This is a genomic window from Streptomyces sp. 1-11, assembly GCF_007176755.1.
Taxonomy (GTDB): Bacteria; Actinomycetota; Actinomycetes; order Streptomycetales; family Streptomycetaceae; genus Streptomyces.
Window position 1 is genome coordinate 144,384 of the sequence record NZ_BJTV01000012.1, and the last position, 23,317, is coordinate 167,700.

A 23,317-nucleotide genomic window follows, 5' to 3' on the forward strand; every position below is an offset into this window, starting at 1 on the left:
CCGGACTCCCCTCGGGAGTCCGGCCCGCGGCCTTCGGCCGGTTTGATCAACGGCCCTGGAGCTTGTCGGACAGGCCCTAGAACGTCTGCAGCGTCACCAGGGTGATCCGCCGGGCCGCGCCCTCGTCCTCCGTCTCGATCCGCACTCGCTGCCCGGGCCGCAGCAGCCGCAGCCCGCCCGCGTCGAACGCCGCCGCGTCGAAGGGCACGGGAGTGCCGTCGTCGAGCAGCACCTGCCCGCTGCGGGTGCCGGGGTCGTACGTGTACGCGGTGGCCTGCATGCCGGCCAGCGTAGTGCCTGCGCGGGCCCGCCGCCGGGCCGCGGGTACGCGCAGGAGGCCCGCCCGCCACGGCTGATCGCGCCCCTGCCGGCGCCGCTCGGGGACACCGCTCAGGACTCCGGGATCAGCAGCCCCGCCGACACCGCCGCCGTGTACGGCCCCACACCCAGTGCCAGCGCGGCCCGCAGATCCTCACCCGTGTCCACGTCCTGCCGTACGGAATTCACGTCCGGCAGCCCGAGTTCCGCCGCGCCGGACGCCCGGTGCCGGGCACGGGAATCGGTGCCGAATGCCGGCCGCAACGGCTGTCCGGGCGCCGCCGCCAGCAGAGTCGTGCCCACCGCGGCCGCGTCCGCGAGAAAGGCCCGCGGATATCCGGCCGCCGCGTCCAGCACGCGGGACAATTCATCCGGGCGCAGCGCCGGAAGATCCGCGTTCAGCGCCGCGACCGCGGCGGCCGGCCGCGATTCCCGTACGGCGAAGGCGCCGTGGGCGAGCGCGGCGTTCAGCCCGCTGCCAGGGGCGTCCGGGACGATCCTGGCCCCCAGCGCCTCCAGCGCCCGGGCCGCAAGCTGATCGTCCGTGACGACCACCACACCCGCGACGGCCGCGCAGGCCAGCGCCGCGGCCACGGTGTCCTGCGCGAACGCGAGCGCGAGACCCGGGCGCACCCCGTCCGCGGCGGTGTCCGAAAGCCTGCTCTTGGCCCGCGCCAAAGGCTTCAGGGGGATGACCAAGGTCCACTGCACCGGCGTACCGTCCCTCTCTCGTCGCGCTCATTGTCACCCGGCGCCTCCGGCCGGCCGGGTGCCGGCGGGGACGCGAGGCTCCCGGCGGAGCGGTGGCCGGGGACGGGCGGGCGTACGGTGTTCTCGACAGACCGGCGGCCTGGGGCGACACTTGTGCGGCTCCCGGCCGAGGTGCCGAGATGACAGCCCTTAGAGGCCTAGAGGAAGGTGTCCGCGTGCCCCGCCGCCAAATCGGGTTCTGGTACCGCTTCGCTGCGGTCCTCTGCAAACCGCCGCTGGTGGTTCTGATCAAGCGGGACTGGCGCGGAATGGAACACATTCCGGCCGAGGGCGGATTTATCACCGCGGTGAACCACAATTCACACGTGGACCCCTTCGCATACGCGCACTATCAGTACAACACCGGACGGGTTCCGCGATTCCTGGCGAAGAGCGGCCTTTTCAAGAAGGGATTGGTCGGCGCCGCCATGCGCGGCACCGGGCAGATCCCCGTCTACCGCGAGAGCACGGACGCGCTCAGCGCGTTCCGGGCCGCGATCGACGCCGTGGAGCGCGGCGAGTGCGTCGCCTTCTACCCCGAGGGCACCCTCACCCGCGACCCCGACGGCTGGCCCATGACCGCCAAGACCGGCGCTGCCCGCGTGGCCCTGCAGACCAAGTGCCCGGTGATCCCGGTCGCCCAGTGGGGCTGCAACGAACTGCTGCCGCCCTACGCCAAGAAGCCCCACCTCCTGCCCCGCAAGACGCACCACGTCCTCGCCGGACCGCCGGTGGACCTCTCCCGCTTCTACGACCGGGAGATGACCGCCGACGTCCTGAAGGAGGCGACGGAGGTCATCATGGCGGCCGTCACCCGCCTGCTGGAGGAGATTCGCGGCGAGAAGGCGCCCGAGACCCCCTACGACCCGCGCCGCGAGCGGGTCGAGCAGCGCCGCAGGACCGCCGAACAGGCCGCGCGGCAGGCGGCCGCCGCGGAGACGGCCGTCGCGCAGACGCAGGCGGCCGGGGCCGGCCGGGACGTCTCGCGGACCGGCACCGAGGAGGAGAGCGGCAAGTGAGCACGCCTGTCCGCGCCGCCGTCATGGGCGCCGGCTCGTGGGGCACCGCCTTCGGCATGGTCCTCGCCGACGCCGGCTGCGAGGTCACCCTGTGGGCCCGCCGCCCGGAGCCGGTCGAGGCGGTCAACTCCACCCGCACCAACCCCGACTACCTGCCCGGCGTCGAACTCCCGCGCAACCTCAGGGCCACCGCCGACGCCGCCGAGGCGCTGCGCGACGCGGACTTCACCGTCCTCGCCGTGCCGTCCCAGACCCTGCGCGCCAACCTCGCCGAGTGGACCCCGCTGCTCGCGCCGGGCACCGTGCTGGTCTCCCTGATGAAGGGCGTCGAGCTGGGCTCCACCATGCGGATGAGCGAGGTGATCGACGACGTCGCCAAGGTCGGCGCCGACCGCATCGCCGTCGTCACCGGGCCCAACCTGGCCCGGGAGATCGCCGCCCGCATGCCGGCCGCGGCCGTCGTGGCCTGCACCGACGAGGCCGTCGCGCAGCGGCTCCAGACCGCCTGCCACACGCCGTACTTCCGGCCGTACACCAACACCGACGTGGTGGGCTGCGAACTCGGCGGCGCGGTCAAGAACGTCATCGGTCTCGCGGTCGGCATCGCCGACGGCATGGGCCTCGGCGACAACGCCAAGGGCTCGCTCATCACCCGCGGGCTCGCCGAGACCACCCGGCTCGGCATGGCGCTCGGCGCGGACCCGTTGACGTTCTCCGGACTCGCCGGTCTCGGCGACCTGGTGGCCACCTGCTCCTCACCGCTGTCCCGCAACCACACCTTCGGCACCAACCTCGGCAAGGGCATGACCCTGCAGGAGACCATCGCGGTCACCAGGCAGACCGCCGAGGGCGTCAAGTCCTGCGAGTCCGTTGCGGATCTGGCCCGCCGGCACGGGGTGGAGATGCCCATCACCGGGACGGTCGTGGACATCGTGCACGAGGGCAAGCCGCCGGTGGTCGCCCTCAAGGAGCTGATGTCGCGCAGCGCCAAGCCCGAACGGCGCTGACCCGTGGCCGGCGCGGCGCCAGGCGGCCGTCCGCCGGGGCGCGGCGGCCGTCCGCGTGGCGCCGGGCCGCCCTCCGCGCGACGCTGAGCGACCGTCCGTGCGACGCTGAGCGACCGCGCCGGAGCGGCCGCTGACTTGGGGGATACCAACGGGTACTCTCAACCCGATATGAGCACCGAGAACCTCCCCCAGAGCCCTGACCAGCCGTCCCGCAAGCCGCGGGTGGCCGTCGTGTTCGGCGGGCGCAGCTCCGAACACGGGATCTCCGTGGTCACCGCGGGCGCCGTCCTGAAGGCCATCGACCGGACGAAGTACGACGTCCTGCCGATCGGCATCACCGCGGACGGCCGTTGGGCCCTGACGGCCGACGAGCCGGACCGGATGGCCATCACCGACCGCCGCACCCCGAACGTGGCGGAGCTGGCCGAGTCGGACGAGGGCGGCGTGGTGCTCCCCGTGGACCCCGCGAACCGCGAGGTCGTCTACAGCGAGCCCGGCTCGGTGCCCAAGGCGCTCGGCGAGGTCGACGTGGTCTTCCCGGTGCTGCACGGCCCGTACGGCGAGGACGGCACGCTGCAGGGGCTGCTGGAGCTGTCCGGGGTGCCGTACGTGGGCTCGGGTGTGCTCGCCTCGGCCGTCGGCCAGGACAAGGAGTACATGAAGCGGGTGTTCACCTCCTTCGGGCTCAAGGTCGGCCCGTACATGGTGATCCGCCCCCGCGAGTGGGAGTCGCACGAGTCCGCGGCCCGCAAGCGGATCGTCGACTTCGCCGGCGAGCACGGCTGGCCGCTGTTCGTGAAGCCCGCGCGCGCGGGGTCCTCCATCGGCATCACCAAGGTCGACGACCTCTCCGGCCTGGACGAGGCCATCGCCGAGGCCCGGTCGCACGACCCGAAGATCCTCATCGAGGCCGCCGTGCGCGGCCGCGAGATCGAGTGCGGCGTCCTGGAGTTCGAGGACGGGCCGCGCGCCTCGGTGCCGGCCGAGATCCCGCCGCCGGACACGCACGCCTACTACGACTTCGAGGCCAAGTACATCGACTCCACGCCCGGCATCGTCCCGGCGCCGCTCACCGACGAGGAGACCGCCGAGGTGCGGCGGCTCGCGGTCGAGGCGTTCGAGGCGGCCTCCTGCGAGGGTCTGGTCCGCGCCGACTTCTTCCTCGACGAGGACGGCGAGTTCGTGATCAACGAGATCAACACGATGCCCGGCTTCACGCCCATCTCGATGTACCCGCAGATGTGGCAGGCCACCGGGATCGGCTACCCGGAGCTGGTGGACCGGCTGGTGCAGGCGGCCCTGCGCCGCCCGACCGGCCTGCGCTGACCCGGCGCGCTCACCGCATGGAGGCGATCCCCTCGGGGATCGCCTTCTTCACGGCGTCCGCCAGATCCGTGAGCACCCCGGCGCCCTCGTCCTGTGCCGACATCCCCGCGGGCAGGCTCACCTGCACATAGGCGACGCGGTTCGCCGTGGTGAACCGCCAGGTGCCGTCGCCGTGCTTCTCCATCAGCCAGTCGACGCCGTTCACCCCGCCCCCGACGGCGTCCGGGTCGCCGCCCTGGGCCACCTTCGGGTCCACCATCTTCGGCGGCCGGACGACGCCGCAGCGCAGTATGATCGCCGGGCTTCCCCAACCCGCCGTGTAGGCGGACCGGGGTTCGGGGTCGTGACGGCTCCGTCCGTCGAGCTTCCCGGGCAGCGCCCGGTGCAGGTCCCGGCAGACCTCCGCCGTCTTCGCGTCGGGGGTGGGGACCGCGACCGTGGCGCTGTCATCCGCTGTGGAGCAGCCCGCGACCGCGATCAGCAGGGCGGGCGCGAGCAGGCGGGCCGGCCGGTGGCGGAAGAAGTTCACCGGCCAAGCGTAGACGGGGGCTACAGATGCACGACCGGGCAGGTCAGGGTGCGGGTGATGCCGTCCACTTGCTGGACCTTGGCGACCACCATGCGGCCGAGCTCGTCGACGGTGTCGGACTGGGCGCGCACGATGACATCGTACGGTCCCGTCACGTCCTCGGCCTGGATCACTCCAGGGATCTTGCCGATCGTCTCGGCGACGGTCGACGCCTTGCCGACCTCCGTCTGGATCAGGATGTACGCCTGTACCACGGAACCTCCAGGGCGGCCACGAGGATCATGTGGGGAAAAGGAACGCCACGGTATCGCGTCGCCGCTCCCCGCGGGGAGACCCGCGGGGACCGGGCTTGCGCGCCAGGGGTGCAGGCACGACAGAAGTTGACGGTCACCTCGACGGTATCGGGGAGACTGATGACGCGCGACCGGGCAGGCAGAGGCACAGAAGGGGCTTGAGGCGATGAAGGGCACAGTGGGTGAGTTGGGTGAGTTCGGGCTCATCCGGGAGCTGACCTCCCGTCTCACCACGACCCCGGTGGTCCGGGTCGGCCCCGGTGACGACGCCGCGGTGGTCGCCGCGCCCGACCGCAGGGTGGTGGCGAGCACCGACATCCTGCTGGAGGGGCGGCACTTCCGCCGGGACTGGTCCACGGCGTACGACGTCGGGCGCAAGGCGGCGGCGCAGAACCTCGCGGACATCGCCGCGATGGGCGCCGTGCCGACCGCGCTGCTGCTCGGCCTGGTCGTCCCGGCCGAACTCCCGGTCACCTGGCCGACCGAGCTGATGGACGGCCTGCGCGACGAGTGCCAGGTCGCGGGCGCCGCCGTGGTGGGCGGGGACGTGGTGCGCGGGGACACGATCATGGTGTCCATCACCGCGCTCGGCGACCTGCGCAACCAGGAGCCGGTGACCCGCGCCGGCGCCCAGCCCGGCGACCTGGTCGCTGTGACGGGCTGGCTCGGCTGGTCCGCGGCCGGTTACGCGGTGCTCTCCCGGGGCTTCCGCTCGCCGCGCGCCTTCGTCGAGGCCCACCGCCGCCCGGAGCCCCCGTACCACGCGGGACCGGCCGCGGCCGGGCTCGGCGCCACCGCGATGTGCGACGTCAGCGACGGCCTGATCGCCGACCTCGGGCACATCGCCGAGGCCAGCAAGGTGCGCATCGACATCCGGTCCGGCGCCATCGACATCCCGACCCAGATGAACGACATCGGGCAGGCTGTCGGCGTCGACCCGCTGCAGTGGGTGCTGACCGGGGGAGAGGACCACGCGATCGTGGCCACGTTCCCGCCGGACGCCAAGCTCCCGGCCCGCTGGAAGGTGATCGGCGAGGTCCTCAACCCCTCGGCGCTGCCCCAGGTGACCGTCGACGGCGCCCCCTGGACCAGCAAGGGCGGCTGGGACCACTTCGGGGACATCGAGTCGTGATCCCCCGGGTGCTGACCGTCGCCGGGTCCGACTCCGGCGGCGGCGCGGGCGTGCAGGCCGACCTGAAGACGATGCTGGCCCTCGGCGTGCACGGGATGAGCGTGATCACGGCCGTGACCGCGCAGAACTCGCTCGGCGTGCAGGGCGCCTGGGAACTGCCGGTGGAGGCGGTGCGGGCCCAGTACCGCAGCGTGGTCGACGACATCGGCGTCCAGGCGGTGAAGACCGGGATGCTCGCCTCGGCAGAACTGGTCGAGGCGGTCGCCGAGTTGATCTCCGGCACGGACGCCCCGGCCGTGGTGGACCCGGTAGGGGTCTCCAAGCACGGCGATCCGCTGCTGGCCGCGTCCGCCCTGGACTCGGTCCGGGACAGGCTGCTGCCGGTGGCGACCGTGGCCACGCCCAACCTGGACGAGGTGACGCAACTCACCGGGGTGCGGGTGGAGTCCGAGGGCGATCTGCGCCGGGCCGCGGCGGCCGTGCTGGAGTACGGGCCGCGCTGGGTGCTGATCAAGGGCGGGCACCTGTCCGGCGACGCCGTGGACCTGCTCACGGACGGCTCGCGGGAGCACTGGCTGCGCGGCCCGCGCCACGACAACCGGCACACGCACGGCACGGGCTGCACGCTCGCCTCGGCCGTCGCGTCGGAGCTGGCGAAGGGCTTGAGCGTGCCGGAGGCGGTGACACGGGCCAAGGAGTACGTGACCGGGGCGATCGCCGCCGGGTTCGCGCTGGGCGCGGGGATCGGGCCGGTCGACCACGGGTGGCGGTTCCGGTCACCGCAGTGACCCCGCGGGTACGGCAAAAAGCCGGCCCACCCGGAGGTGGACCGGCTCAGTGCAGCGAACCAGCAGTGGCCGCGCGCTCAGCTATGCGTCAGCGCGAGACCTTGCCGGCCTTGATGCACGAGGTGCAGGCGTTCACGCGCTTCGGCGTCCCGCCGACCACGGTACGCACACGCTGGATGTTCGGGTTCCAGCGGCGGGACGTACGGCGGTGCGAGTGCGAGATGTTGTTGCCGAAGCCCGGCCCCTTGCCGCAGACGTCGCAGTTGGCAGCCACGGGTCACTCCAAAGACTTCAGATGCACTTACGGTTGATCCCGGCATGCCGGGATCGAGATCCTAGGATCTGTGATCTTGAGTGGCGTTGCCAGGGGGAATGGCCCGATCAGGATCGGGCAACCGGAGCAGCATACAACGGCTGCGTCCGTACCGCGAAACTACCACGGCAGCTAGGGGGCCCGCTCCCGGCCCTCCTCCGGAGGACACCGTTCCGGGGTCTACGCTGCGTCCACGTCCAAGCAGCTCAGGGAGGCGCAGGTGGCGCAGGTGCCGCAGACACTGGATGCTCTCGCGGTGCGCACCTGGTGCGGTCTGGCGCTGCGCGCGCTCGGGCGGGCACGCGAGGAGATCGACGCGATCAACGTCTATCCCGTGGCCGACGGCGACACCGGGACCAATCTGTACCTGACCGTGGAATCGGCGGCCACCGCCGTGGAGGCCGTGTTCGCCGGGTACGGGACCGGCGCCGGGGAGCCTTCGCTCGCGGACGCCGCGCGCGCGATGGCCCACGGTGCGCTCATCGGGGCCCGCGGCAACTCCGGCACGATCCTCGCCCAGCTGCTGCGGGGCATGGCACAGGTACTCGCCGGGGGAGAGGCGGGCGACGCGTCCCACTGCGACGGCGCCGGGCTGCGCCTGGCCCTGCGGCAGGCCGCCGACTCCGCCCACCGGGCCGTGGCCCACCCCGTCGAGGGCACCGTGCTCACCGTCGCCGCGGCCGCCGCGACCGCCGCCGAGACGGCGGAGGGCGACTGCGCGGCGGTCGCCCGGGCCGCCTACGAGGGCGCCGGCGCGGCCCTCGCGGCGACCCCGGGACAGCTCGCCGTGCTGCGGCGGGCCGGGGTGGTCGACGCGGGCGGCCGGGGTCTGGTGACGGTGCTCGGCGCCCTGGTGGAGGCGTGCACGGGAGAGGCGGCCGGCGAGATCCCGAGGGCACGGGAGGCCCTTCGCGAGACCGCGGCCGCCGTCGCCGAGGCGCACGCGCGTGTGACGCCCTTCTCCGACGCCGAGACCTGTGCCGACGCCGCCGACGGCGCCGACGACGGCCCCGCCTACGAGGTGATCTACCTGCTGGAGGCCGGTGACGAGGCCGTGGCCCGGCTGCGCGCGCGGCTCGACGCCCTCGGCGACTCCCTCGTCGTGGTCGGCGGCGACGGACTGTGGAACGTGCACGTCCACGTCGACGACGCCGGGGCCGCCGTGGAGGCGGGCGTCGAGGCGGGACGCCCGTACCGGATCCGCATCACCCACTTCGGGGCCGGCGATGTGCACACCGGGGGCGAGCGGCCGCCGCGCGAGCGCGCCCAGCGGGCCGTCGTCGCCGTCGTGCCCGGTGAGGGCCTGGCCGGGCTGTACGCCGACGCCGGCGCGACCACCGTGCTCGCCCGCCCCGGGGAGCCGCCCGCCAGCGGGGAGCTGGTGCAGGCCGTACGGCGGGCCCACGCGCGCGAGGTGGTGCTGCTGCCCAACGACGCCGAACTGCGGCACACCGCCGCGGCGGCCGCCGAGCAGGCGCGCACCGAGGGCGTCCGGGTCGCCCTGATCCCGACCCGCTCGGCGGTCCAGGGCATCGCCGCGCTCGCCGTGCACGAGCCGGAGCGCCGGTTCGACGAGGACGTCGTCCAGATGACGTCGGCGGCGGGCGCCACCCGGTACGCCGAGGTCCTCGTCGCCGAGCGGGAGTCCTGGACGAGCGCCGGCATCTGCCAGGCCGGGGACGTGCTGGGCCTGATCGACGGCGACGTGGCGGTGATCGGGCCCGACCTCACCGCCACCGCCGAGACCCTCCTGGACCGGATGCTGCGGGCGGGCGGCGAACTGGTCACGCTCGTCGTAGGCGACGAGGCTCCCGAATCCGTCGCCGCCCACCTGGAGACCTACGTCCGCGAGTCCTACCTGGCGGTGGACACGCTGGTCTACCGGGGCGGCCGGCAGGGAGCCCTGCTGCTCATCGGCGTGGAGTGACCCCGGCCCCGTACGCCCGCACGGCCCGGGACGCCGGGCGCGACACCCGCCGACCACGTCATCGCCCACCCCGGCATCCGGCTGGCCGGCGGGCCGCTCCGCACGCGTGCCACCCGCCTTGGCCGGGGGCCGGGGTCGGTGCGCGGGTGCCCGGCGGCGAGTTCGGTGCGGGGCGGTGCCTGCCGGTTCGGCTCTCCGTGTCGTCCGAGTGCGGTTGGGGTGGTGAGTACGTTGCCCGCGCGTGCCGCCGCGCCGGCCGCCCGGCCGGGGTCGGTGGCCAGGCGCCCGGCGGTGTTGTCGGCGCCGGGCGCCCGGGTGTCCGGTGTTCCCGGATGTACGTGCCGGTTCAGTTCTCCGGGGTGGTTTCGGAGAGGGCGTCGAGCAGTTCCCGGGCTTCGGTGCGGCGGGCGTGGGCGGTGTCGTCCGGGGTGTCGGTGTGCGGGTAGGCGGCGAGTACGCCGCGCGCGCGTGCCGCCGCGCCGGCCGGGCGGCCGAGGTCGGCCTCCAGGCGGCCCGCGGCGAGTTCGGCGCCGGTGCGATCGTGCAGGCCCTCCGCGCCGAGCGTGCCGAACAGCTCGGTCGCGCGCTCCATCCGGGCCAGCGCCGCCTCCAGGGCCTCCTCGGCCGCCTCGTCCTCGTCCCCGGCCGCGGAGCGGACCAGCAGGTCGCCGAACTGCAGGTGCGTGTTCGCCAGTTCCGCGGTGAACGCGTGCCGGGCCGCCGGCTCCGCCGCCTCCAGGGCGTGCTCGCACTCGCGCACCGCCTGCGCCATCAGCTCCCGCGCCCCGTCCGCCGGGCCCTCGCCGCGCAGCGCCAGCCAGGCGCGGGCACGCAGCGAACGCACCAGGAAGTGCCGGTTGCCCAGTTCGCGCCACAGCTCGCCCGCGCGCGCATAGGCGCGGTCCGCGTCCTCGAGCAGCCCCGCGCTGCCCAGCGACTCGGCGGCCAGATGGGCGAGCGTGGCGTGGTCCTGCTGCTCGGGCCAGTGCCGGGCGATCTCGGCCGCCCGCAGCCGCCGTTCCGCCGCCTCCCGGTGCTCGCCCAGCTCGGACAGGCAGTCCCCGAGCCACCACTGCGCCTGCACGACGGCCCCCTCGCCGTGCGTCTCGGCCGTCAGGTCGGGCAGCACCGACTCCAGCACCTCGGCGGCCTCCGCGAACCGCCCCCGGCGCAGCAGGAGACCGCCGAGCCGGTGCCGCGCCCACGCGCCCAGCGTGCCGCCCTCGCCCGCCTCGTCGGCCCAGTGCGCGGCCTCCAGCGCGTGCTCCGCCGCCTCCGCGGCCTCACCCCGGCCGCCGGTCACCTCGGCGAGCTGGAGGTGGAGCTGGGCCCGCCCGGCCGGCTCCAGGTAGGGGCCGCCGTGCTCCAGCGCCGACCGCAGCGCCCGCTCGGTCCCGGCCACGTCCCCGAGACCGTGCGCCAGCCCGGCCGCCTCGACCTCGTGTTCCACCGCGAACCAGGGCAGCCCGGCCGCCACGTACTCGGCGGCGGCCTGCCGGTGCCCCTCGGCGGCCCGCGCCGGGTCGCCGGTGAGCGCGGCCAGCCCGGCGAGCATGCCGCGCGCCTCGGCGGCCCGGGCGGCCAGCCGTACGTCGCCGTCCGCGCGTCCCCCGACGAGCGCCAGCACCTCCCGCACGGCCCGTCCGGCCTCCGCGAGCGCCTCCTCGGGGTCACCGCCCCGGCCGCCGTCCTCGCCGTACTCGTGCAGCCGCCGCATGAGGATGCGCGCCCGGCTCATCAGCACCGCCGCCGTCTGCCGCAGGCCGGTGCCCCCGGCGGCGTACAGCGCGAGCACCTCGTCGCAGAGCGCGGCGACCGCCGTCACCGCCGCGTCCACCTCGCCCGCCAGCGCCCGCACGAACGCCCCGCGCGCGCGTGCCGCGAGCGCCTCGCCGGGGTCGCCCGCCCGCGCGTACAGCGCGGCGGCCCGCTCGAACAGGGGGGCGCCCTCGGGGCCGCGTTCCATCGCCTCGTGGTCGGCGATCTCCGCCCGGTCGCGCGGGTCAAGCTCGACCCCCTCGGCGGCCCGGGCGACCGCCGCCCAGGCCTCCAGCGCGTGCGGCCGCAGCGTCTCCGACAGCAGGCGTGCCTCGGCGAGCAGACCGGCCAGGTCCGGCTCGCCGGATGCCGTGGCCTGCCCGGGCGCCTCGGACGCGCGCGGCGCGGTAGCCGGCGCCGGGTGGGAGCGCACCGTGCGCACGCCCAGCGGCAGCCGGTCCACCAGCGGCTCCTGGGCCATCCGCGCGCGCACGCGGTCGCCGACGTACGGCGTGCCGTTGCGCGCGTCGAACCGCGCGGCCAGCTCCAGGGCCTCGGCGCGCGCGTGGACGGCCAGTTCCCCCGCGGTCCAGGCCCGCCCGGCCGGCCCGGGCACCCGCTGCCCGCCCAGGCCGAGCCCGGTCAGCCGGTCCATGAGCAGCGCCGTCACGGCCAGGAAGTCCAGCCGGCTGCGCGGCTGCCCGGTGTCCGTGAAGTACGCCGGCCGCTCGGCCAGCAGCTCAAGACCGCGCGCCTCGTTGCCGGTCAGCGCGCAGAACTCCACGTGGTCGGCGTAGGCGCCGCGCATGCTCTCCATGGGGCGCACCAGGCGGAAACCGCGCAGATGGGCGGCGCGGGCCTCGTCCGCCCGGCCGAGGCGCAGCAGCGGCGCCAGCGAGGACGCCAGCACCGTGTGCGGCTCGTGGGCGCAGCTGTACTCGCCCTCCAGCACCGGCCGCCACAGCCGCAGCGCCTCGGCGTCCGCGCCGCACTCGACCTGCCAGACGCCCTGCCCGTGCAGCTCGCAGGCGTGGCAGTCGGCCATCTGATCCCGGTCCGCGGCCAGCCAGGCGGCGTACGCCCGCCCGGCCCGGCCGAGATCGCCGATGTGCGCGGCCACGCTGAACTCGGCCGCCCGCACGGCCCGTTCGGAGTGCCCGGCGAGCCGGTAGCGGTGCTCCATCTCGCCGAGCCACTTCTCGATCGAGGCCAGCGGCACGTGCGGCTGGTCCAGCATGCCCGCCGACATCCACTTGAAGACCCAGTGCAGCGAGTGCGTCTCGTACTCGTCGAAGTCCCCGGGCCGTTCGTCCCACATGCGCAGCAGCCGCGCGAACGGGACGAACATCTTGTCCTTCTCGGAGCTGTAGTTGTAGACCTTCAGCTGGTGCCCGAGCGCCTCGATCACGGCGAGCGGGACGTCCAGCCGCTCCGCCTCGGCGAGCAGCCGCTCCGCGCGCGCGTTGCGGGCCGGCCCCTCCGGCTGCCCGGAGTTCTCCGCCATCGCCCGGCGCAGCGCGTCGAGGTCCGTGATCTCACCCATCAGTGACCGTTCTCCCCGTGTGTGGCCCACTCCAGCAGGCCGATGAACGCCCGGTTCAGCAGCGCCGAGTCGGCCGGCCTGAGCGGGCGCTGCGCCATCAGCAGCGCCTGCCCGTACAGCGACTCGGTGGCGGTGCCGATCAGCTCCGGGTCCCCGACCGAGGCGATCCGCCGGATCAGCGGGTTGAGGTGGTTGAGCACCAGCCGCGCGCGCGGTGCGCTGCCGCGCAGCGAGCCCAGGATCCCCGCCCACAGGTCGTCGGCCCGCTCCTCGGCCTCGGCCCTGGCCTGTTCGTGCCGGGCGGCCCGGTCGTCCAGGTGCAGCGCGGGCACCGACAGCGGGTGGAACGCCCGCAGGACGACATCGCAGCCCAGCGGGTCGAGCTTCGCCCGCGCGGCCGCCAGGAAGCCGGACAGCGCCAGCTCCTCCGCCGGGTCCACGGCGTCCAGGTGCGCGGTCACCGTGTCCGCGTCCAGTTCGGCGACCACCGTGCCCGGCCGCACCGACGGCAGCGCCTCCACCAGCTCGCTGTCGTACGTGTAGCCGCCGTTGACGACTCCGACGCCCTGCGCGGAGGCGATCGGCGCGACCTGCCGGTACTCCTCGACCGTACGGGTGAAGTGCACCACCGGGTGCCGCTGCGCGAACTCCTCCAGGGAGAGCTGCCCGTCGGTGGTCTCGAACGGCAGCCACGGCAGCATCGTGCGCAGCATCTCCGCGTCGTGCCGGGCCAGGGACTTCACCCCCAGGTGGTGCACGGCGAGGAACGCGGCCAGCCGCTCCGGATCGCCGGCCGCCAGCCCGGTCAGCCAGGACCTGATCCGCTCGCCCAGCGCCTCCCGCACCGCCGCCAGCGTCTCGTCCTCGTACAGCGCCTCGCGCGAGGCCGTGGGCCGCAGGCTGTCGGTGTCCAGCACGCAGCGCACGAAGAACGCCCAGTCCGGCAGGAGCTGTTCGGCCCGCTCGGTGAGCAGCATGCCCTTCAGGTGCACCCGGTGGGTGGCCCGCTGCGCCGGGCTGACCGCCGACGGCAGCACGTACGCCACCCCCCGGATCCCGGCCACCGGCACGTCCAGGCCGATCGAGTCCAGGGGCGTGAACCCGAACAGCTCGTGGCAGTGCCGGGCCAGCGCCACCCGCCGTGCCGCGGGGGACGGGTACGGGCGGTCCCAGGGCGCCGGCAGGTCGGTGACGGCCTCCTCGCCCACCCGGACGTCGTACGGCAGCAGCGAGCCGAAGTCCCGGGCCAGGGCGCGGACCCGCTCGGGCGCCAGCCACTCGGCCGCGCCGGCCCGCGCCACCAGGTGCACGGTGGTGCCCGGCTCGGGCCGCTCCGCGTCGGGCAGCGTGCGCACGGTGTACGAGCCGTCGTCGCGGGCCGTCCACTCCACCGGCGGCGCCCCGGGCGTCCGGGCGCTGCGGCTGACCACCCTGATCCGCTCGGCGACCACGAAGCAGGCCAGCAGACCGATGCCGAACTGCCCGAGGAAGTCGGACCGGGCCTCCCGCAGGCCGTCCGCCCGCTTGGAGCTGCGGCCGATGGTCGCCAGCAGGCTGTGCACGTCCGACTCGGTGAGCCCGACGCCGGTGTCCTCCACCCGCAGGGTCCCGTCCGCCGCGTGCAGCCGCACCCGCGCCGGGGCGCCGGGGTCCTCGGCCCGCCGGGCCGTGATGGCGTCCACCGCGTTCTGCAGCAGCTCGCGCAGGTAGACCTTGGGACTGGAGTAGAGGTGATGGGAGAGCAGGTCCACCAGACCGCGCAGGTCGACCTGGAAGGTGTGAGGTGACTGGGATGCCTGGGATGACTGTGAGGTCTGGGAGTCCATCGTCGCAGCGCCGGCGGGGGGAGCGTGCGTTCGGCGCGGGGTCGGGCGGTCCCGGGTGGGGCGGTGACCGCGGGGGATGGCCGGAGCGCGTCATCCTAGAGCCGGAACGGGCCACCTGACCAGCGGTTTCCCGAACCGGTACGGCGCGCGCGCCCGACGCCGCCGGGCGGCCGCTACGGCTTTGTCGGTGCGGTGGTGTGCAATGGATCTCGTGCCCGCACTGGAAGAACCACTGAAGCAGTCACTGAAGTCAGTGCTCGGCCCCGCCACCGCGAAGGTGATGGCCGAGCACCTCGGCCTGACCTCCGTCGGCGACCTCCTGCACCACTATCCGCGCAGATACGAGGAGCGCGGCCGGCTCACCCCGCTCGCCGAACTCCCGATGGACGAGCACGTGACGGTGGTCGCCCAGGTCGCCGACGCCCGCCTGCACACCTTCGCCTCCTCCCGGGCCCCGCGCGGCAAGGGACAGCGCCTCGAGGTCACGATCACCGACGGCAGCGGCCGGCTCCAGCTCGTCTTCTTCGGCAACGGCGTCCACAAGCCGCACAAGGATCTGCTGCCGGGCACGCGCGCGATGTTCGCCGGCAAGGTCTCCGTCTTCAACCGCCGCCTCCAGCTCGCCCACCCGGCCTACGAACTCCTGCGCGGCGACAGCGAGGAGACCGTCGAGACCTGGGCCGGCGCCCTGATCCCGATCTACCCGGCCACCGCCAAACTGGAGTCCTGGAAGATCGGCAAGGCGGTCCAGACGGTGCTGCCGAGCGCCCGGGAAGCCGTGGACCCCCTGCCGGCCTCCCTGCAGGCGGGCCGGGGCCTGGTCAGCCTCCCCGAGGCCCTGCTCAAGATCCACCGCCCGCACACCCAGGCCGACATCGCCGACGCCCGGGCCCGCCTGAAGTGGGACGAGGCCTTCGTCCTCCAGGTCGCCCTGGCCCGGCGCCGCCACGCCGACGCCCAGCTGCCCGCCGTGGCCCGCAGACCGAGGCCCGACGGCCTCCTGACGGCCTTCGACGACCGGCTGCCCTTCACCCTCACCGAGGGCCAGCGGAAGGTCTCCGAGGAGATCTTCGGCGACCTCGCCACCGAGCACCCGATGCACCGTCTGCTGCAGGGCGAGGTCGGCTCCGGCAAGACGCTGGTCGCGCTGCGCGCCATGCTCGCCGTGGTCGACGCGGGCGGCCAGGCCGCGATGCTCGCGCCCACCGAGGTCCTCGCCCAGCAGCATCACCGCTCGGTGACCGAGATGATGGGCGAGCTGGCCGAGGGCGGCATGCTGGGCGGCGCCGAGCACGCCACCAAGGTGGTGCTGCTCACCGGCTCGATGGGCGCGGCCGCCCGCCGCCAGGCCCTGCTGGACCTGGTCACCGGCGAGGCCGGCCTCGTCATCGGCACGCACGCCCTGATCGAGGACAAGGTCCAGTTCCACGACCTGGGCCTGGTGGTCGTGGACGAACAGCACCGCTTCGGCGTGGAGCAGCGCGACGCCCTGCGCGGCAAGGGCAAGCAGCCGCCGCACCTGCTGGTCATGACGGCGACGCCCATCCCGCGCACGGTCGCCATGACCGTCTTCGGCGACCTGGAGACCTCCGTCCTCGACCAGCTCCCGGCCGGCCGCTCGCCGATCGCCAGCCATGTCGTCCCCGCCGCCGACAAGCCGCACTTCCTCGCCCGCGCCTGGGAGCGGGTCCGCGAGGAGGTGGACAACGGCCACCAGGCCTACGTGGTCTGCCCCCGGATCGGCGACGAGGAGGACGACCCGGCCAAGGGCGCGAAGAAGTCCGCCGAGGACGAGGCCGAGAAGCGGCCGCCGCTCGCGGTGCTGGAGGTGGCCGACCAGCTCGCCCGCGGGCCGCTGCGGGGGCTGCGGGTCGAGGTCCTGCACGGGCGCATGCACCCGGACGACAAGGACGCCGTGATGCGCCGCTTCGCGGCCGGCGAGACGGACGTCCTGGTCGCCACCACGGTCATCGAGGTCGGCGTCAACGTGCCCAACGCCACCGCCATGGTGATCATGGACGCCGACCGCTTCGGGGTGTCCCAGCTCCACCAGCTCCGCGGCCGGGTGGGCCGCGGCTCCGCCCCCGGTCTGTGCCTGCTGGTCAGCGAGATGCCCGAGGCGAGCGCCGCCCGCCAGCGGCTGAACGCCGTCGCCGCCACCCTGGACGGCTTCGAGCTCTCCCGCATCGATCTCGAACAGCGGCGCGAGGGCGACGTCCTCGGCCAGGCCCAGTCCGGCGCCCGCACCAGCCTGCGCGTCCTCGCGGTCATCGAGGACGAGGAGCTGATCGCCGAGGCCAGACAGGAGGCGGCGGAGGTGGTGGCGGCCGACCCCGAGCTGGAGAACCTCCCCGGACTGCGGACCGCCCTGGACGCCCTGCTGGACGAGGAGCGGGAGCAGTACCTGGAGAAGGGCTGACCCGGCCCGCCCGCGGGGCCACCGGTCCGGACCGCGTGTGCGGTTACCGCCCCGGGCCCGCGAGCGGCCACAATGAGCCGTAAAGCCGCCCACGGAGAAGGACCCCCAGATGACCCGCGTGATCGCCGGCCGGGCCGGCGGACGGCGCCTGTCAGTACCACCCGGCACCGGAACCCGCCCCACCTCCGACCGCGCCCGCGAGGGTCTCTTCTCCACCTGGCAGTCCCTCCTCGGCGGCCCCCTGGACGGCGAACGGGTCCTCGACCTCTACGCCGGCTCCGGCGCCGTGGGCCTGGAGGCCCTCTCCCGGGGCGCGGGTCACGCCCTGCTGGTCGAGGCGGACGCCCGCGCGGCCCGGACCGTCCGGGACAACGTGCGCAGCCTGGGCCTGCCCGGCGCGGAGGTCAGAGCGGGCAAAGCGGAACAAGTGATCCGCTCGGCGCCCCCCACCGCCCCCTACGACCTGGTCTTCCTGGATCCCCCGTACGCCGTCACGGACGACGATCTTCGGGAGATCCTGCTCACACTCCGCACGGAGGGGTGGCTCGCCGGCGAAGCCCTCGTCACCGTGGAGCGCAGCACCAGAGGCGGCGAATTCCACTGGCCGGACGGCTTCGAGGCGCTCCGGTCCCGTCGCTACGGCGAGGGAACGTTTTGGTACGGTCGCGCCGCCTCTACGTGCGAAGACGCACGATGACCGGACCGGAGAGCGAGGGATCACAAGTGCGCCGCGCCGTCTGTCCCGGGTCGTTCGACCCGATCACCAACGGACACCTCGACATCATTGCCCGCGCCTCGCGTCTGTACGACGAGGTCTACGTGGCGGTGATGATCAACCAGTCCAAGAAGGGCCTGTTCGAGATCGACGAGCGGATCGAGCTGATCCGCGAGGTCACCGCCGAGTACGGCAACGTCCGGGTCGAGGCCTTCCACGGGCTGCTCGTCGACTTCTGCAAGCAGCGCGACATCCCGGCCATCGTCAAGGGCCTGCGCGCGGTCAGCGACTTCGACTACGAGCTGCAGATGGCCCAGATGAACAACGGCCTCACCGGCGTCGAGACGCTGTTCGTGCCCACCAACCCCACCTACAGCTTCCTCTCCTCCTCCCTGGTCAAGGAGGTCGCGGCCTGGGGCGGCGACGTCTCCCACCTGGTGCCGCCCGCCGTTCTCGAGGCCCTGAACGGGCGTCTGCGCAAGGGCTGATGGGACTACAGTCGTCCCGTCCGTCTCCAACACAGCTGTAGAGAGTGGCGAGCACAGGTGGACGTCCAGAAGAAGCTCGACGAGATCGTCGCCGCGGTCACCGGCGCCCGGTCCATGCCGATGTCGGCCTCGTGCGTGGTCAACCGCGCCGAGCTGCTCGCGCTGCTCGAGGAGGTGCGCCAGGCGCTGCCCGGCTCGCTCGCGCAGGCCCAGGAGCTGATCGGCGACCGCGAGCAGATGGTCGAGCAGGCCCGCGCCGAGGCCGAGCGGATCATCGGCGACGCCCACGCCGAGCGCGGCTCGCTGATCGCCGGCACCGAGATCGCCCGCCGCTCCCAGGCGGAGGCCGACCGGATCCTCACCGAGGCCCGCGCGGAGGCCGAGGAGATCCGCGCCGAGGCCGACGACTACGTCGACTCCAAGCTCGCCAACTTCGAGGTCGTGCTCACCAAGACGCTGGGTTCGGTCGGCCGCGGCCGCGAGAAGCTGCTCGGCACCGGCCCCGGCCTGGACGAGAACGGCTACGAGGACGAGGACGCGCCCGAGCGCAGCCAGGACCCGCAGACCCTGCGGCAGAACGCCGACGCGTACGTCGATGTCAAGCTCGGCGCCTTCGAGGCGGTGCTCGCCAAGACCCTGGAGGCCGTCGGCCGCGGCCGGCAGAAGCTGCACGGCCGGATCGCCACGGACGACCTCGGCGCCCTCGCCGACGACACCACGACCTTCCAGCACTCCAGCGACGCCGACTACCTGGCCGACCTCGCGGCCCTGGCCGACACCCCGGCCGAGCGCCCCGCGCCGGCCCAGCAGCCGCCGCTGCCCGCCCAGCCGCCGCAGCCGTCGTACGAGCCGCAGCCGGCCTACCCGCCCGCCTCCGGTTACGCCCCGGCGGGCGCCTCCGCCCAGCAGCAGCCCGACCCCTACGGGAGCTTCCCGCAGCAGCCGGACTACGCGCAGCAGGACCAGTACGGCTACCAGCAGGCCGACCCCTACGCCTACCAGGGCGGCTACGACCCCCAGCAGGGCTCGTACGACCACCAGCAGGCCGGGTACGACCCGCAGCAGGGCGCCTACGACCCGCAGGGCGCCCAGCAGTCCCAGCAGGCCCACCAGCCGCACGACCAGCAGGGCTACGCCCTCGACGAGACCAGCCTCTTCGACACCGGCATGATCAGCGCGGAGCAGCTGCGGGCGTACGAACAGGGGCGCGGACTGTAGCCCCGAGCCCGGGTGCCGGGACCGGATTGGGCCGTGAGCGAAAGGTCCAGTATCCTGGCTCTTCGGTCGCGCGTACGTCCGCGATCACCGCTGCCCCGAACACCGACGGGCGGCGGGCCCTCCGAGTTCGAAGATCGAAAGCAGGAATGGCTTCCAACGCCCGCCTAGACCACCGCAACCCCCTCGTGTTCGACACGCACGAGCTGGGTCGGCGTCCTGGCGCGCTGCAGCGCCTGACCCGCACGGTCGACGCCCCCAGGGACCTCGGTCTGCAGGGAGTCATCGGAGTGCCGGAAGGCGCCCCGGTGGAGCTCGAACTCCGACTCGAGTCGGTCATGGAAGGGGTGCTCGTCACAGGCACCGCCCGTGCACAGGCCGAGGGGGAGTGCGTAAGGTGTCTGGAGCCGCTCGGGCTGGAGCTCGAAGCGGACTTCCAGGAACTGTTCTCGTACCCTGACGCCGACGACCGGGGCCGCGTGATCGCGGAACCGGGCGACGACGCCGAGGACGACGAGGACAGGTACTACCTCGAGGACGGACTCTTCGACCTCGAACCTCTGCTGCGCGATGCGGTGGTGCTCGCACTGCCGATGCAGCCGGTGTGCCAGGAAGACTGCCCCGGCCTGTGCTCCGAGTGCGGAGCACGGCTCGCGGACGACCCGGACCACCACCACGACGCCGTCGACATCCGTTGGGCGGCTTTGCAGGGACTCGCCGGCACCATGCAGGACGGCGAGAAGGACGAGATGAGCGGCGCCGAAGCGGGCGTCGACGAGAAGCAGGAGAAGTAGCCGTGGCTGTTCCGAAGCGGAAGATGTCGCGCAGCAACACGCGCCACCGCCGGTCGCAGTGGAAGGCTGCGGTCCCCACCCTGGTTGCGTGCGAGCGCTGCCACGAGCCCAAGCAGCAGCACATCGCGTGCCCGTCTTGCGGCACCTACAACAAGCGCCAGGTCCTCGAAGTCTGAGCGGGCTGGTGAGAGGCACTGTGTCCAGTCCCAAGAAGGCGACGGAAAACCAGGCCTCGTCCCACACGCTTCTGGAAGGGCGGCTCGGCTATCAGCTCGAGTCCGCCCTTCTGGTGCGTGCGCTGACCCACCGTTCCTACGCGTACGAGAACGGCGGTCTGCCGACGAACGAGCGGCTGGAGTTCCTCGGGGACTCCGTGCTCGGCCTCGTCGTCACGGACACGCTGTACCGCACCCACCCCGACCTGCCCGAGGGCCAGCTGGCCAAGCTGCGGGCCGCGGTGGTCAACTCGCGTGCGCTGGCGGAGGTGGGCCGCGGCCTCGACCTGGGCGCCTTCATCCGGCTCGGCCGGGGTGAAGAGGGCACGGGCGGCCGGGACAAGGCGTCCATCCTCGCCGACACCCTTGAAGCGGTGATCGGCGCGGTCTATCTCGACCAGGGCCTCGACGCGGCCTCCGAACTGGTGCACCGCCTGTTCGACCCGCTGATCGAGAAGTCCTCGAATCTCGGCGCCGGCCTGGACTGGAAGACCAGTCTCCAGGAGTTGACCGCGACCGAAGGGCTCGGCGTCCCCGAGTACCTGGTCACGGAGACCGGCCCGGATCACGAGAAGACCTTCACTGCTGCCGCCCGCGTCGGAGGCGTCTCGTACGGCACCGGCACCGGCCGCAGCAAGAAGGAGGCGGAGCAGCAGGCCGCCGAGTCCGCCTGGCGGGCCATCCGGGCCGCCGCGGACGAGCGCGCCAAGGCGGCCGAGGAGGCCGTCCAGGACGACGACACGTCGTCCGCGCCCGCCTGACGAGAGCAACACCGAGCGCCCGCCCCGCCGTTCACGCCGGGGCGGGCGCTCGCCTTCATCCCACGTTCCCCCGGGGGTCACGATGCCCGAGTTGCCCGAGGTCGAGGTCGTCCGGCGCGGTCTGGAGCGGTGGGTCGCCCACCGCACGGTCGCCGAGGTCGAGGTGCTGCACCCGCGTGCCGTGCGCCGGCACGTCGCGGGCCCCGACGACTTCGCGCACCGCCTGAAGGGCCACCACATCGGCACGCCCAGCCGGCGCGGCAAGTACCTGTGGCTGCCGCTGGAGGAGACGAACCAGTCCGTCCTCGCCCACCTCGGCATGAGCGGCCAGCTGTTGGTGCAGCCGCACGAGGCGGTGGACGAGAAGCACCTGCGCATCCGGGTCCGGTTCGCCGACTCCCTCGGCACCGAGCTGCGCTTCGTCGACCAGCGGACCTTCGGCGGACTCTCGCTGCACGACAACACCCCGGCCGGCCTGCCCGACGTCATCGCGCACATCGCCCGCGACCCCCTGGACCCGCTGTTCGACGACGAGGCCTTCCACCTGGCCCTGCGCCGCAAGCGCACCACCATCAAGCGGGCCCTGCTGGACCAGTCGCTGATCAGCGGGGTCGGCAACATCTACGCGGACGAGGCGCTCTGGCGCTCCCGCGTCCACTACGAGCGCCCCACGGCCGGCTTCACCCGGCCGCGCACCGTCGAACTCCTCGGCCACGTCCGGGACGTGATGAACGCGGCCCTGTCCGTCGGCGGCACCAGCTTCGACAGCCTGTACGTCAACGTCAACGGCGAGTCGGGCTACTTCGACCGGTCGCTGGACGCGTACGGCCGTGAGGGCCTGCCCTGCCGGCGGTGCGGCACGCCCATGCGGCGCAGCCCGTGGATGAACCGGTCGAGCTACTTCTGCCCCAAGTGCCAGCGGGCGCCGCGCGGCCAGTAGCCGGCGACTGCCCCGGACTGCCGCCGCCCGCCCAGGCCACACGGGCCGGCGGGGGCCGCGGCCGCCGCCGGTGCTACCGGAGCTGCCGCGCGTCGTAGGCCGTGCGGGCGGCGAGCACGTCGTCCATCGAGCCCTCCACCAGGTGGATGAGGGCGAGCAGCCGCTCCGCGACCCGGTGGCCGAGCGGGGTCAGTTCGTAGTCCACGCGCGGCGGATTGGTCGGCTGCGCCTCCCGGTGCACCAGACCGTCGCGCTCCAGCGCGTGCAGCGTCTGGGACAGCATCTTCTCGCTCACACCGTCGACGCGGCGGCGCAGCTCGTTGAAGCGCAGCGAGCCCTCGTGCAGCGCGCCGAGCGTCAGCCCGCCCCAGCGGCCCGTGACGTGCTCGAGCGTGCCGCGCGAGGGGCACGCCTTGGCGAACACGTTGAACGCGAGGTCGTCCTCGATGACGGGCTGCCGGTCGTTGCTCATACCACAAGCGTACGCGAGCGCAGCGCTCACCACTAGGTTGCACTAACCAGAAGTTAGTGCTTTCCTTTCGCCATCGTCACTGAGCTGCCCACCCGAGCAACTTCCCGCAAGTTCTCGCAACCTCCTGGAGTCCCCATGACCACGCCCGTCGTCTCCATCGCCTACCACTCCGGTTACGGTCACACCGCCGTGCTCGCCGAAGCCGTCCGGGCCGGTGCCGTGGAGGCCGGCGCCGAGGTGCACCTGATCAAGGTCGACGAGATCACCGACGAGCAGTGGCGGACGCTGGACCGCTCCGACGCGATCGTCTTCGGCTCGCCCACCTACATGGGCACCGCGTCCGGCGCCTTCCACGTCTTCGCCGAGGCCTCCTCCAAGCGCTGGTTCGGCCAGGACTGGCAGGACAAGCTGGCGGCCGGCTTCACCAACTCCGGCTCCAAGAGCGGCGACAAGTTGCACACGCTGCAGTTCTTCCAGATCCTCGCCGGGCAGCACGGCATGCACTGGGTCAACCTGGGCCTGCTCCCCGGCTGGAACAGCAGCGAGGCCTCCGAGCACGACCTCAACCGCCTCGGCGTCTTCGCGGGCGCGGCCGCCCAGACCAACGTGGACGAGGGCCCGGACGCCGTGCACAAGGCGGACATCGCCACCGCGGAACACCTGGGCCGCCGGGTCACCGAGACGGCCCGCGTCCTGACCCGCGGCCGCGCCGCGGCCTGACCCCGGTCAGCCACCGGCCGCGACCGGGGAGGGCGACGAGCTCACCGCC

22 protein-coding genes and 1 pseudogene are annotated in these 23,317 nt (G+C 73.6%); 15 read left to right on the forward strand and 8 right to left on the reverse strand.

The window, feature by feature from the left end:
- Window positions 1-76 precede the first annotated feature (76 nt).
- Both TNCT1_RS24820 and cofC read right to left on the reverse strand, forming a co-directional pair.
- The gene (locus TNCT1_RS24820) at window positions 77-280 is read right to left on the reverse strand and encodes a hypothetical protein (RefSeq protein WP_143635938.1); all 204 of its coding nucleotides are present in this window, start codon (window positions 278-280) and stop codon (window positions 77-79) included.
- Window positions 281-390: 110 nt separating this feature from the next.
- Window positions 391-1,029: a 2-phospho-L-lactate guanylyltransferase gene (gene cofC, locus TNCT1_RS24825; protein ID WP_143635940.1), complete on the reverse strand. Its 639-nt coding sequence runs from the start codon at window positions 1,027-1,029 to the stop codon at window positions 391-393.
- A gap of 215 nt (window positions 1,030-1,244) precedes the next feature.
- Between cofC and TNCT1_RS24830 the strand changes: the two genes are divergently transcribed.
- The 3 genes from TNCT1_RS24830 to TNCT1_RS24840 all read left to right on the forward strand — a co-directional run bounded on the left by TNCT1_RS24830 (window position 1,245) and on the right by TNCT1_RS24840 (window position 4,420).
- Window positions 1,245-2,087 carry a 1-acyl-sn-glycerol-3-phosphate acyltransferase gene (locus TNCT1_RS24830; protein WP_235902879.1) on the forward strand — a complete coding sequence of 281 codons (843 nt, stop codon included), beginning with the start codon at window positions 1,245-1,247 and terminating at the stop codon, window positions 2,085-2,087.
- Window positions 2,084-3,094, forward strand: coding sequence for an NAD(P)H-dependent glycerol-3-phosphate dehydrogenase (locus TNCT1_RS24835; RefSeq protein ID WP_143635942.1), 1,011 nt, complete (start codon window positions 2,084-2,086; stop codon window positions 3,092-3,094). Before TNCT1_RS24830 ends, TNCT1_RS24835 begins: the two co-directional genes overlap by 4 nt.
- Window positions 3,095-3,262: 168 nt before the next feature.
- Window positions 3,263-4,420 (forward strand): D-alanine--D-alanine ligase family protein, encoded by a 1,158-nt coding sequence (locus TNCT1_RS24840; RefSeq protein ID WP_143635944.1) that lies wholly within the window; start codon window positions 3,263-3,265, stop codon window positions 4,418-4,420.
- 10 nt (window positions 4,421-4,430) lie between these two features.
- On the opposite strand, the gene TNCT1_RS24845 is transcribed toward TNCT1_RS24840, so the two are convergent.
- On the reverse strand, window positions 4,431-4,949 hold the full coding sequence (locus TNCT1_RS24845; protein ID WP_143635947.1) for a DUF3515 domain-containing protein: 519 nt from the start codon (window positions 4,947-4,949) through the stop codon (window positions 4,431-4,433).
- 20 nt (window positions 4,950-4,969) lie between these two features.
- Window positions 4,970-5,203 carry an Lrp/AsnC family transcriptional regulator gene (locus TNCT1_RS24850; RefSeq protein ID WP_143635949.1) on the reverse strand — a complete coding sequence of 78 codons (234 nt, stop codon included), beginning with the start codon at window positions 5,201-5,203 and terminating at the stop codon, window positions 4,970-4,972.
- A gap of 205 nt (window positions 5,204-5,408) precedes the next feature.
- Between TNCT1_RS24850 and TNCT1_RS24855 the strand changes: the two genes are divergently transcribed.
- Together TNCT1_RS24855 and thiD are read left to right on the forward strand one after the other, a co-directional pair.
- Entirely contained in the window at window positions 5,409-6,374 is a 966-nt protein-coding gene (locus TNCT1_RS24855; protein ID WP_143635951.1) for a thiamine-phosphate kinase, read from the forward strand.
- Window positions 6,371-7,162 (forward strand): bifunctional hydroxymethylpyrimidine kinase/phosphomethylpyrimidine kinase, encoded by a 792-nt coding sequence (gene thiD, locus TNCT1_RS24860; protein ID WP_143635953.1) that lies wholly within the window; start codon window positions 6,371-6,373, stop codon window positions 7,160-7,162. The genes TNCT1_RS24855 and thiD overlap by 4 nt, the downstream gene beginning before the upstream one ends.
- 88 nt (window positions 7,163-7,250) lie before the next feature.
- Here thiD and rpmB read toward each other — a convergent pair whose 3' ends face one another.
- Complete coding sequence (gene rpmB, locus TNCT1_RS24865) at window positions 7,251-7,436, reverse strand: 50S ribosomal protein L28 (protein ID WP_003993230.1); 186 nt, start codon at window positions 7,434-7,436, stop codon at window positions 7,251-7,253.
- Between the two features lie 259 nt (window positions 7,437-7,695).
- On the opposite strand from rpmB, the gene TNCT1_RS24870 reads away from it, so the two are divergent.
- On the forward strand, window positions 7,696-9,402 hold the full coding sequence (locus TNCT1_RS24870) for a DAK2 domain-containing protein (RefSeq protein WP_143635955.1): 1,707 nt from the start codon (window positions 7,696-7,698) through the stop codon (window positions 9,400-9,402).
- Window positions 9,403-9,748: 346 nt separating this feature from the next.
- Here the strand turns inward: TNCT1_RS24870 and TNCT1_RS24875 are convergent, their stop codons facing one another.
- Both TNCT1_RS24875 and TNCT1_RS24880 read right to left on the reverse strand, forming a co-directional pair.
- Window positions 9,749-12,703 carry a tetratricopeptide repeat protein gene (locus TNCT1_RS24875; RefSeq protein WP_143635957.1) on the reverse strand — a complete coding sequence of 985 codons (2,955 nt, stop codon included), beginning with the start codon at window positions 12,701-12,703 and terminating at the stop codon, window positions 9,749-9,751.
- Window positions 12,703-14,529 (reverse strand): HSP90 family protein, encoded by a 1,827-nt coding sequence (locus TNCT1_RS24880; protein ID WP_143635959.1) that lies wholly within the window; start codon window positions 14,527-14,529, stop codon window positions 12,703-12,705. Before TNCT1_RS24880 ends, TNCT1_RS24875 begins: the two co-directional genes overlap by 1 nt.
- Window positions 14,530-14,731: 202 nt before the next feature.
- Here TNCT1_RS24880 and recG point away from each other — a divergent pair, with 202 nt between their 5' ends.
- The 8 genes and pseudogenes from recG to mutM all read left to right on the forward strand — a co-directional run bounded on the left by recG (window position 14,732) and on the right by mutM (window position 22,076).
- Window positions 14,732-16,948: an ATP-dependent DNA helicase RecG gene (gene recG / locus TNCT1_RS24885; RefSeq protein WP_143635961.1), complete on the forward strand. Its 2,217-nt coding sequence runs from the start codon at window positions 14,732-14,734 to the stop codon at window positions 16,946-16,948.
- A gap of 106 nt (window positions 16,949-17,054) precedes the next feature.
- Window positions 17,055-17,645 (forward strand): annotated as a pseudogene (gene rsmD / locus TNCT1_RS24890) (16S rRNA (guanine(966)-N(2))-methyltransferase RsmD); the annotation flags it as partial.
- 26 nt (window positions 17,646-17,671) lie between these two features.
- Complete coding sequence (gene coaD / locus TNCT1_RS24895; protein ID WP_216856682.1) at window positions 17,672-18,151, forward strand: pantetheine-phosphate adenylyltransferase; 480 nt, start codon at window positions 17,672-17,674, stop codon at window positions 18,149-18,151.
- A gap of 57 nt (window positions 18,152-18,208) precedes the next feature.
- Window positions 18,209-19,369, forward strand: a complete 1,161-nt coding sequence (locus TNCT1_RS24900) for a cell division initiation protein (RefSeq protein ID WP_143635967.1) — start codon at window positions 18,209-18,211, stop codon at window positions 19,367-19,369.
- A 146-nt stretch (window positions 19,370-19,515) separates the two neighbouring features.
- Complete coding sequence (locus TNCT1_RS24905; RefSeq protein WP_143635969.1) at window positions 19,516-20,160, forward strand: DUF177 domain-containing protein; 645 nt, start codon at window positions 19,516-19,518, stop codon at window positions 20,158-20,160.
- Between the two features lie 2 nt (window positions 20,161-20,162).
- Window positions 20,163-20,336: a 50S ribosomal protein L32 gene (gene rpmF, locus TNCT1_RS24910; RefSeq protein ID WP_003951102.1), complete on the forward strand. Its 174-nt coding sequence runs from the start codon at window positions 20,163-20,165 to the stop codon at window positions 20,334-20,336.
- Between the two features lie 8 nt (window positions 20,337-20,344).
- Window positions 20,345-21,136 (forward strand): ribonuclease III, encoded by a 792-nt coding sequence (rnc, locus tag TNCT1_RS24915; RefSeq protein ID WP_174266439.1) that lies wholly within the window; start codon window positions 20,345-20,347, stop codon window positions 21,134-21,136.
- An 82-nt stretch (window positions 21,137-21,218) separates the two neighbouring features.
- A complete protein-coding gene (gene mutM, locus TNCT1_RS24920; RefSeq protein WP_143635973.1) occupies window positions 21,219-22,076 on the forward strand; it encodes a bifunctional DNA-formamidopyrimidine glycosylase/DNA-(apurinic or apyrimidinic site) lyase in 858 nt (285 codons plus the stop codon).
- Window positions 22,077-22,149: 73 nt separating this feature from the next.
- Here the strand turns inward: mutM and TNCT1_RS24925 are convergent, their stop codons facing one another.
- The gene (locus TNCT1_RS24925) at window positions 22,150-22,548 is read right to left on the reverse strand and encodes a helix-turn-helix domain-containing protein (protein WP_143635975.1); all 399 of its coding nucleotides are present in this window, start codon (window positions 22,546-22,548) and stop codon (window positions 22,150-22,152) included.
- Window positions 22,549-22,683: 135 nt separating this feature from the next.
- On the opposite strand from TNCT1_RS24925, the gene TNCT1_RS24930 reads away from it, so the two are divergent.
- On the forward strand, window positions 22,684-23,268 hold the full coding sequence (locus TNCT1_RS24930; protein ID WP_143635977.1) for a flavodoxin family protein: 585 nt from the start codon (window positions 22,684-22,686) through the stop codon (window positions 23,266-23,268).
- The last annotated feature ends 49 nt before the right edge of the window (window positions 23,269-23,317 follow it).

Bases quoted from the DNA above. Each gene is read 5' to 3' on its own strand.
- TNCT1_RS24930 (WP_143635977.1), top strand. From the start codon at position 22,684: ATGACCACGCCCGTCGTCTCCATCGCCTACCACTCCGGTTACGGTCAC.
- recG (WP_143635961.1), top strand. From the start codon at position 14,732: ATGGATCTCGTGCCCGCACTGGAAGAACCACTGAAGCAGTCACTGAAG.
- TNCT1_RS24925 (WP_143635975.1), bottom strand. From the start codon at position 22,548: ATGAGCAACGACCGGCAGCCCGTCATCGAGGACGACCTCGCGTTCAAC.
- TNCT1_RS24840 (WP_143635944.1), top strand. From the start codon at position 3,263: ATGAGCACCGAGAACCTCCCCCAGAGCCCTGACCAGCCGTCCCGCAAG.
- TNCT1_RS24880 (WP_143635959.1), bottom strand. From the start codon at position 14,529: ATGGACTCCCAGACCTCACAGTCATCCCAGGCATCCCAGTCACCTCAC.
- mutM (WP_143635973.1), top strand. From the start codon at position 21,219: ATGCCCGAGTTGCCCGAGGTCGAGGTCGTCCGGCGCGGTCTGGAGCGG.
- TNCT1_RS24875 (WP_143635957.1), bottom strand. From the start codon at position 12,703: ATGGGTGAGATCACGGACCTCGACGCGCTGCGCCGGGCGATGGCGGAG.
- TNCT1_RS24905 (WP_143635969.1), top strand. From the start codon at position 19,516: ATGGCTTCCAACGCCCGCCTAGACCACCGCAACCCCCTCGTGTTCGAC.
- TNCT1_RS24820 (WP_143635938.1), bottom strand. From the start codon at position 280: ATGCAGGCCACCGCGTACACGTACGACCCCGGCACCCGCAGCGGGCAG.
- TNCT1_RS24855 (WP_143635951.1), top strand. From the start codon at position 5,409: ATGAAGGGCACAGTGGGTGAGTTGGGTGAGTTCGGGCTCATCCGGGAG.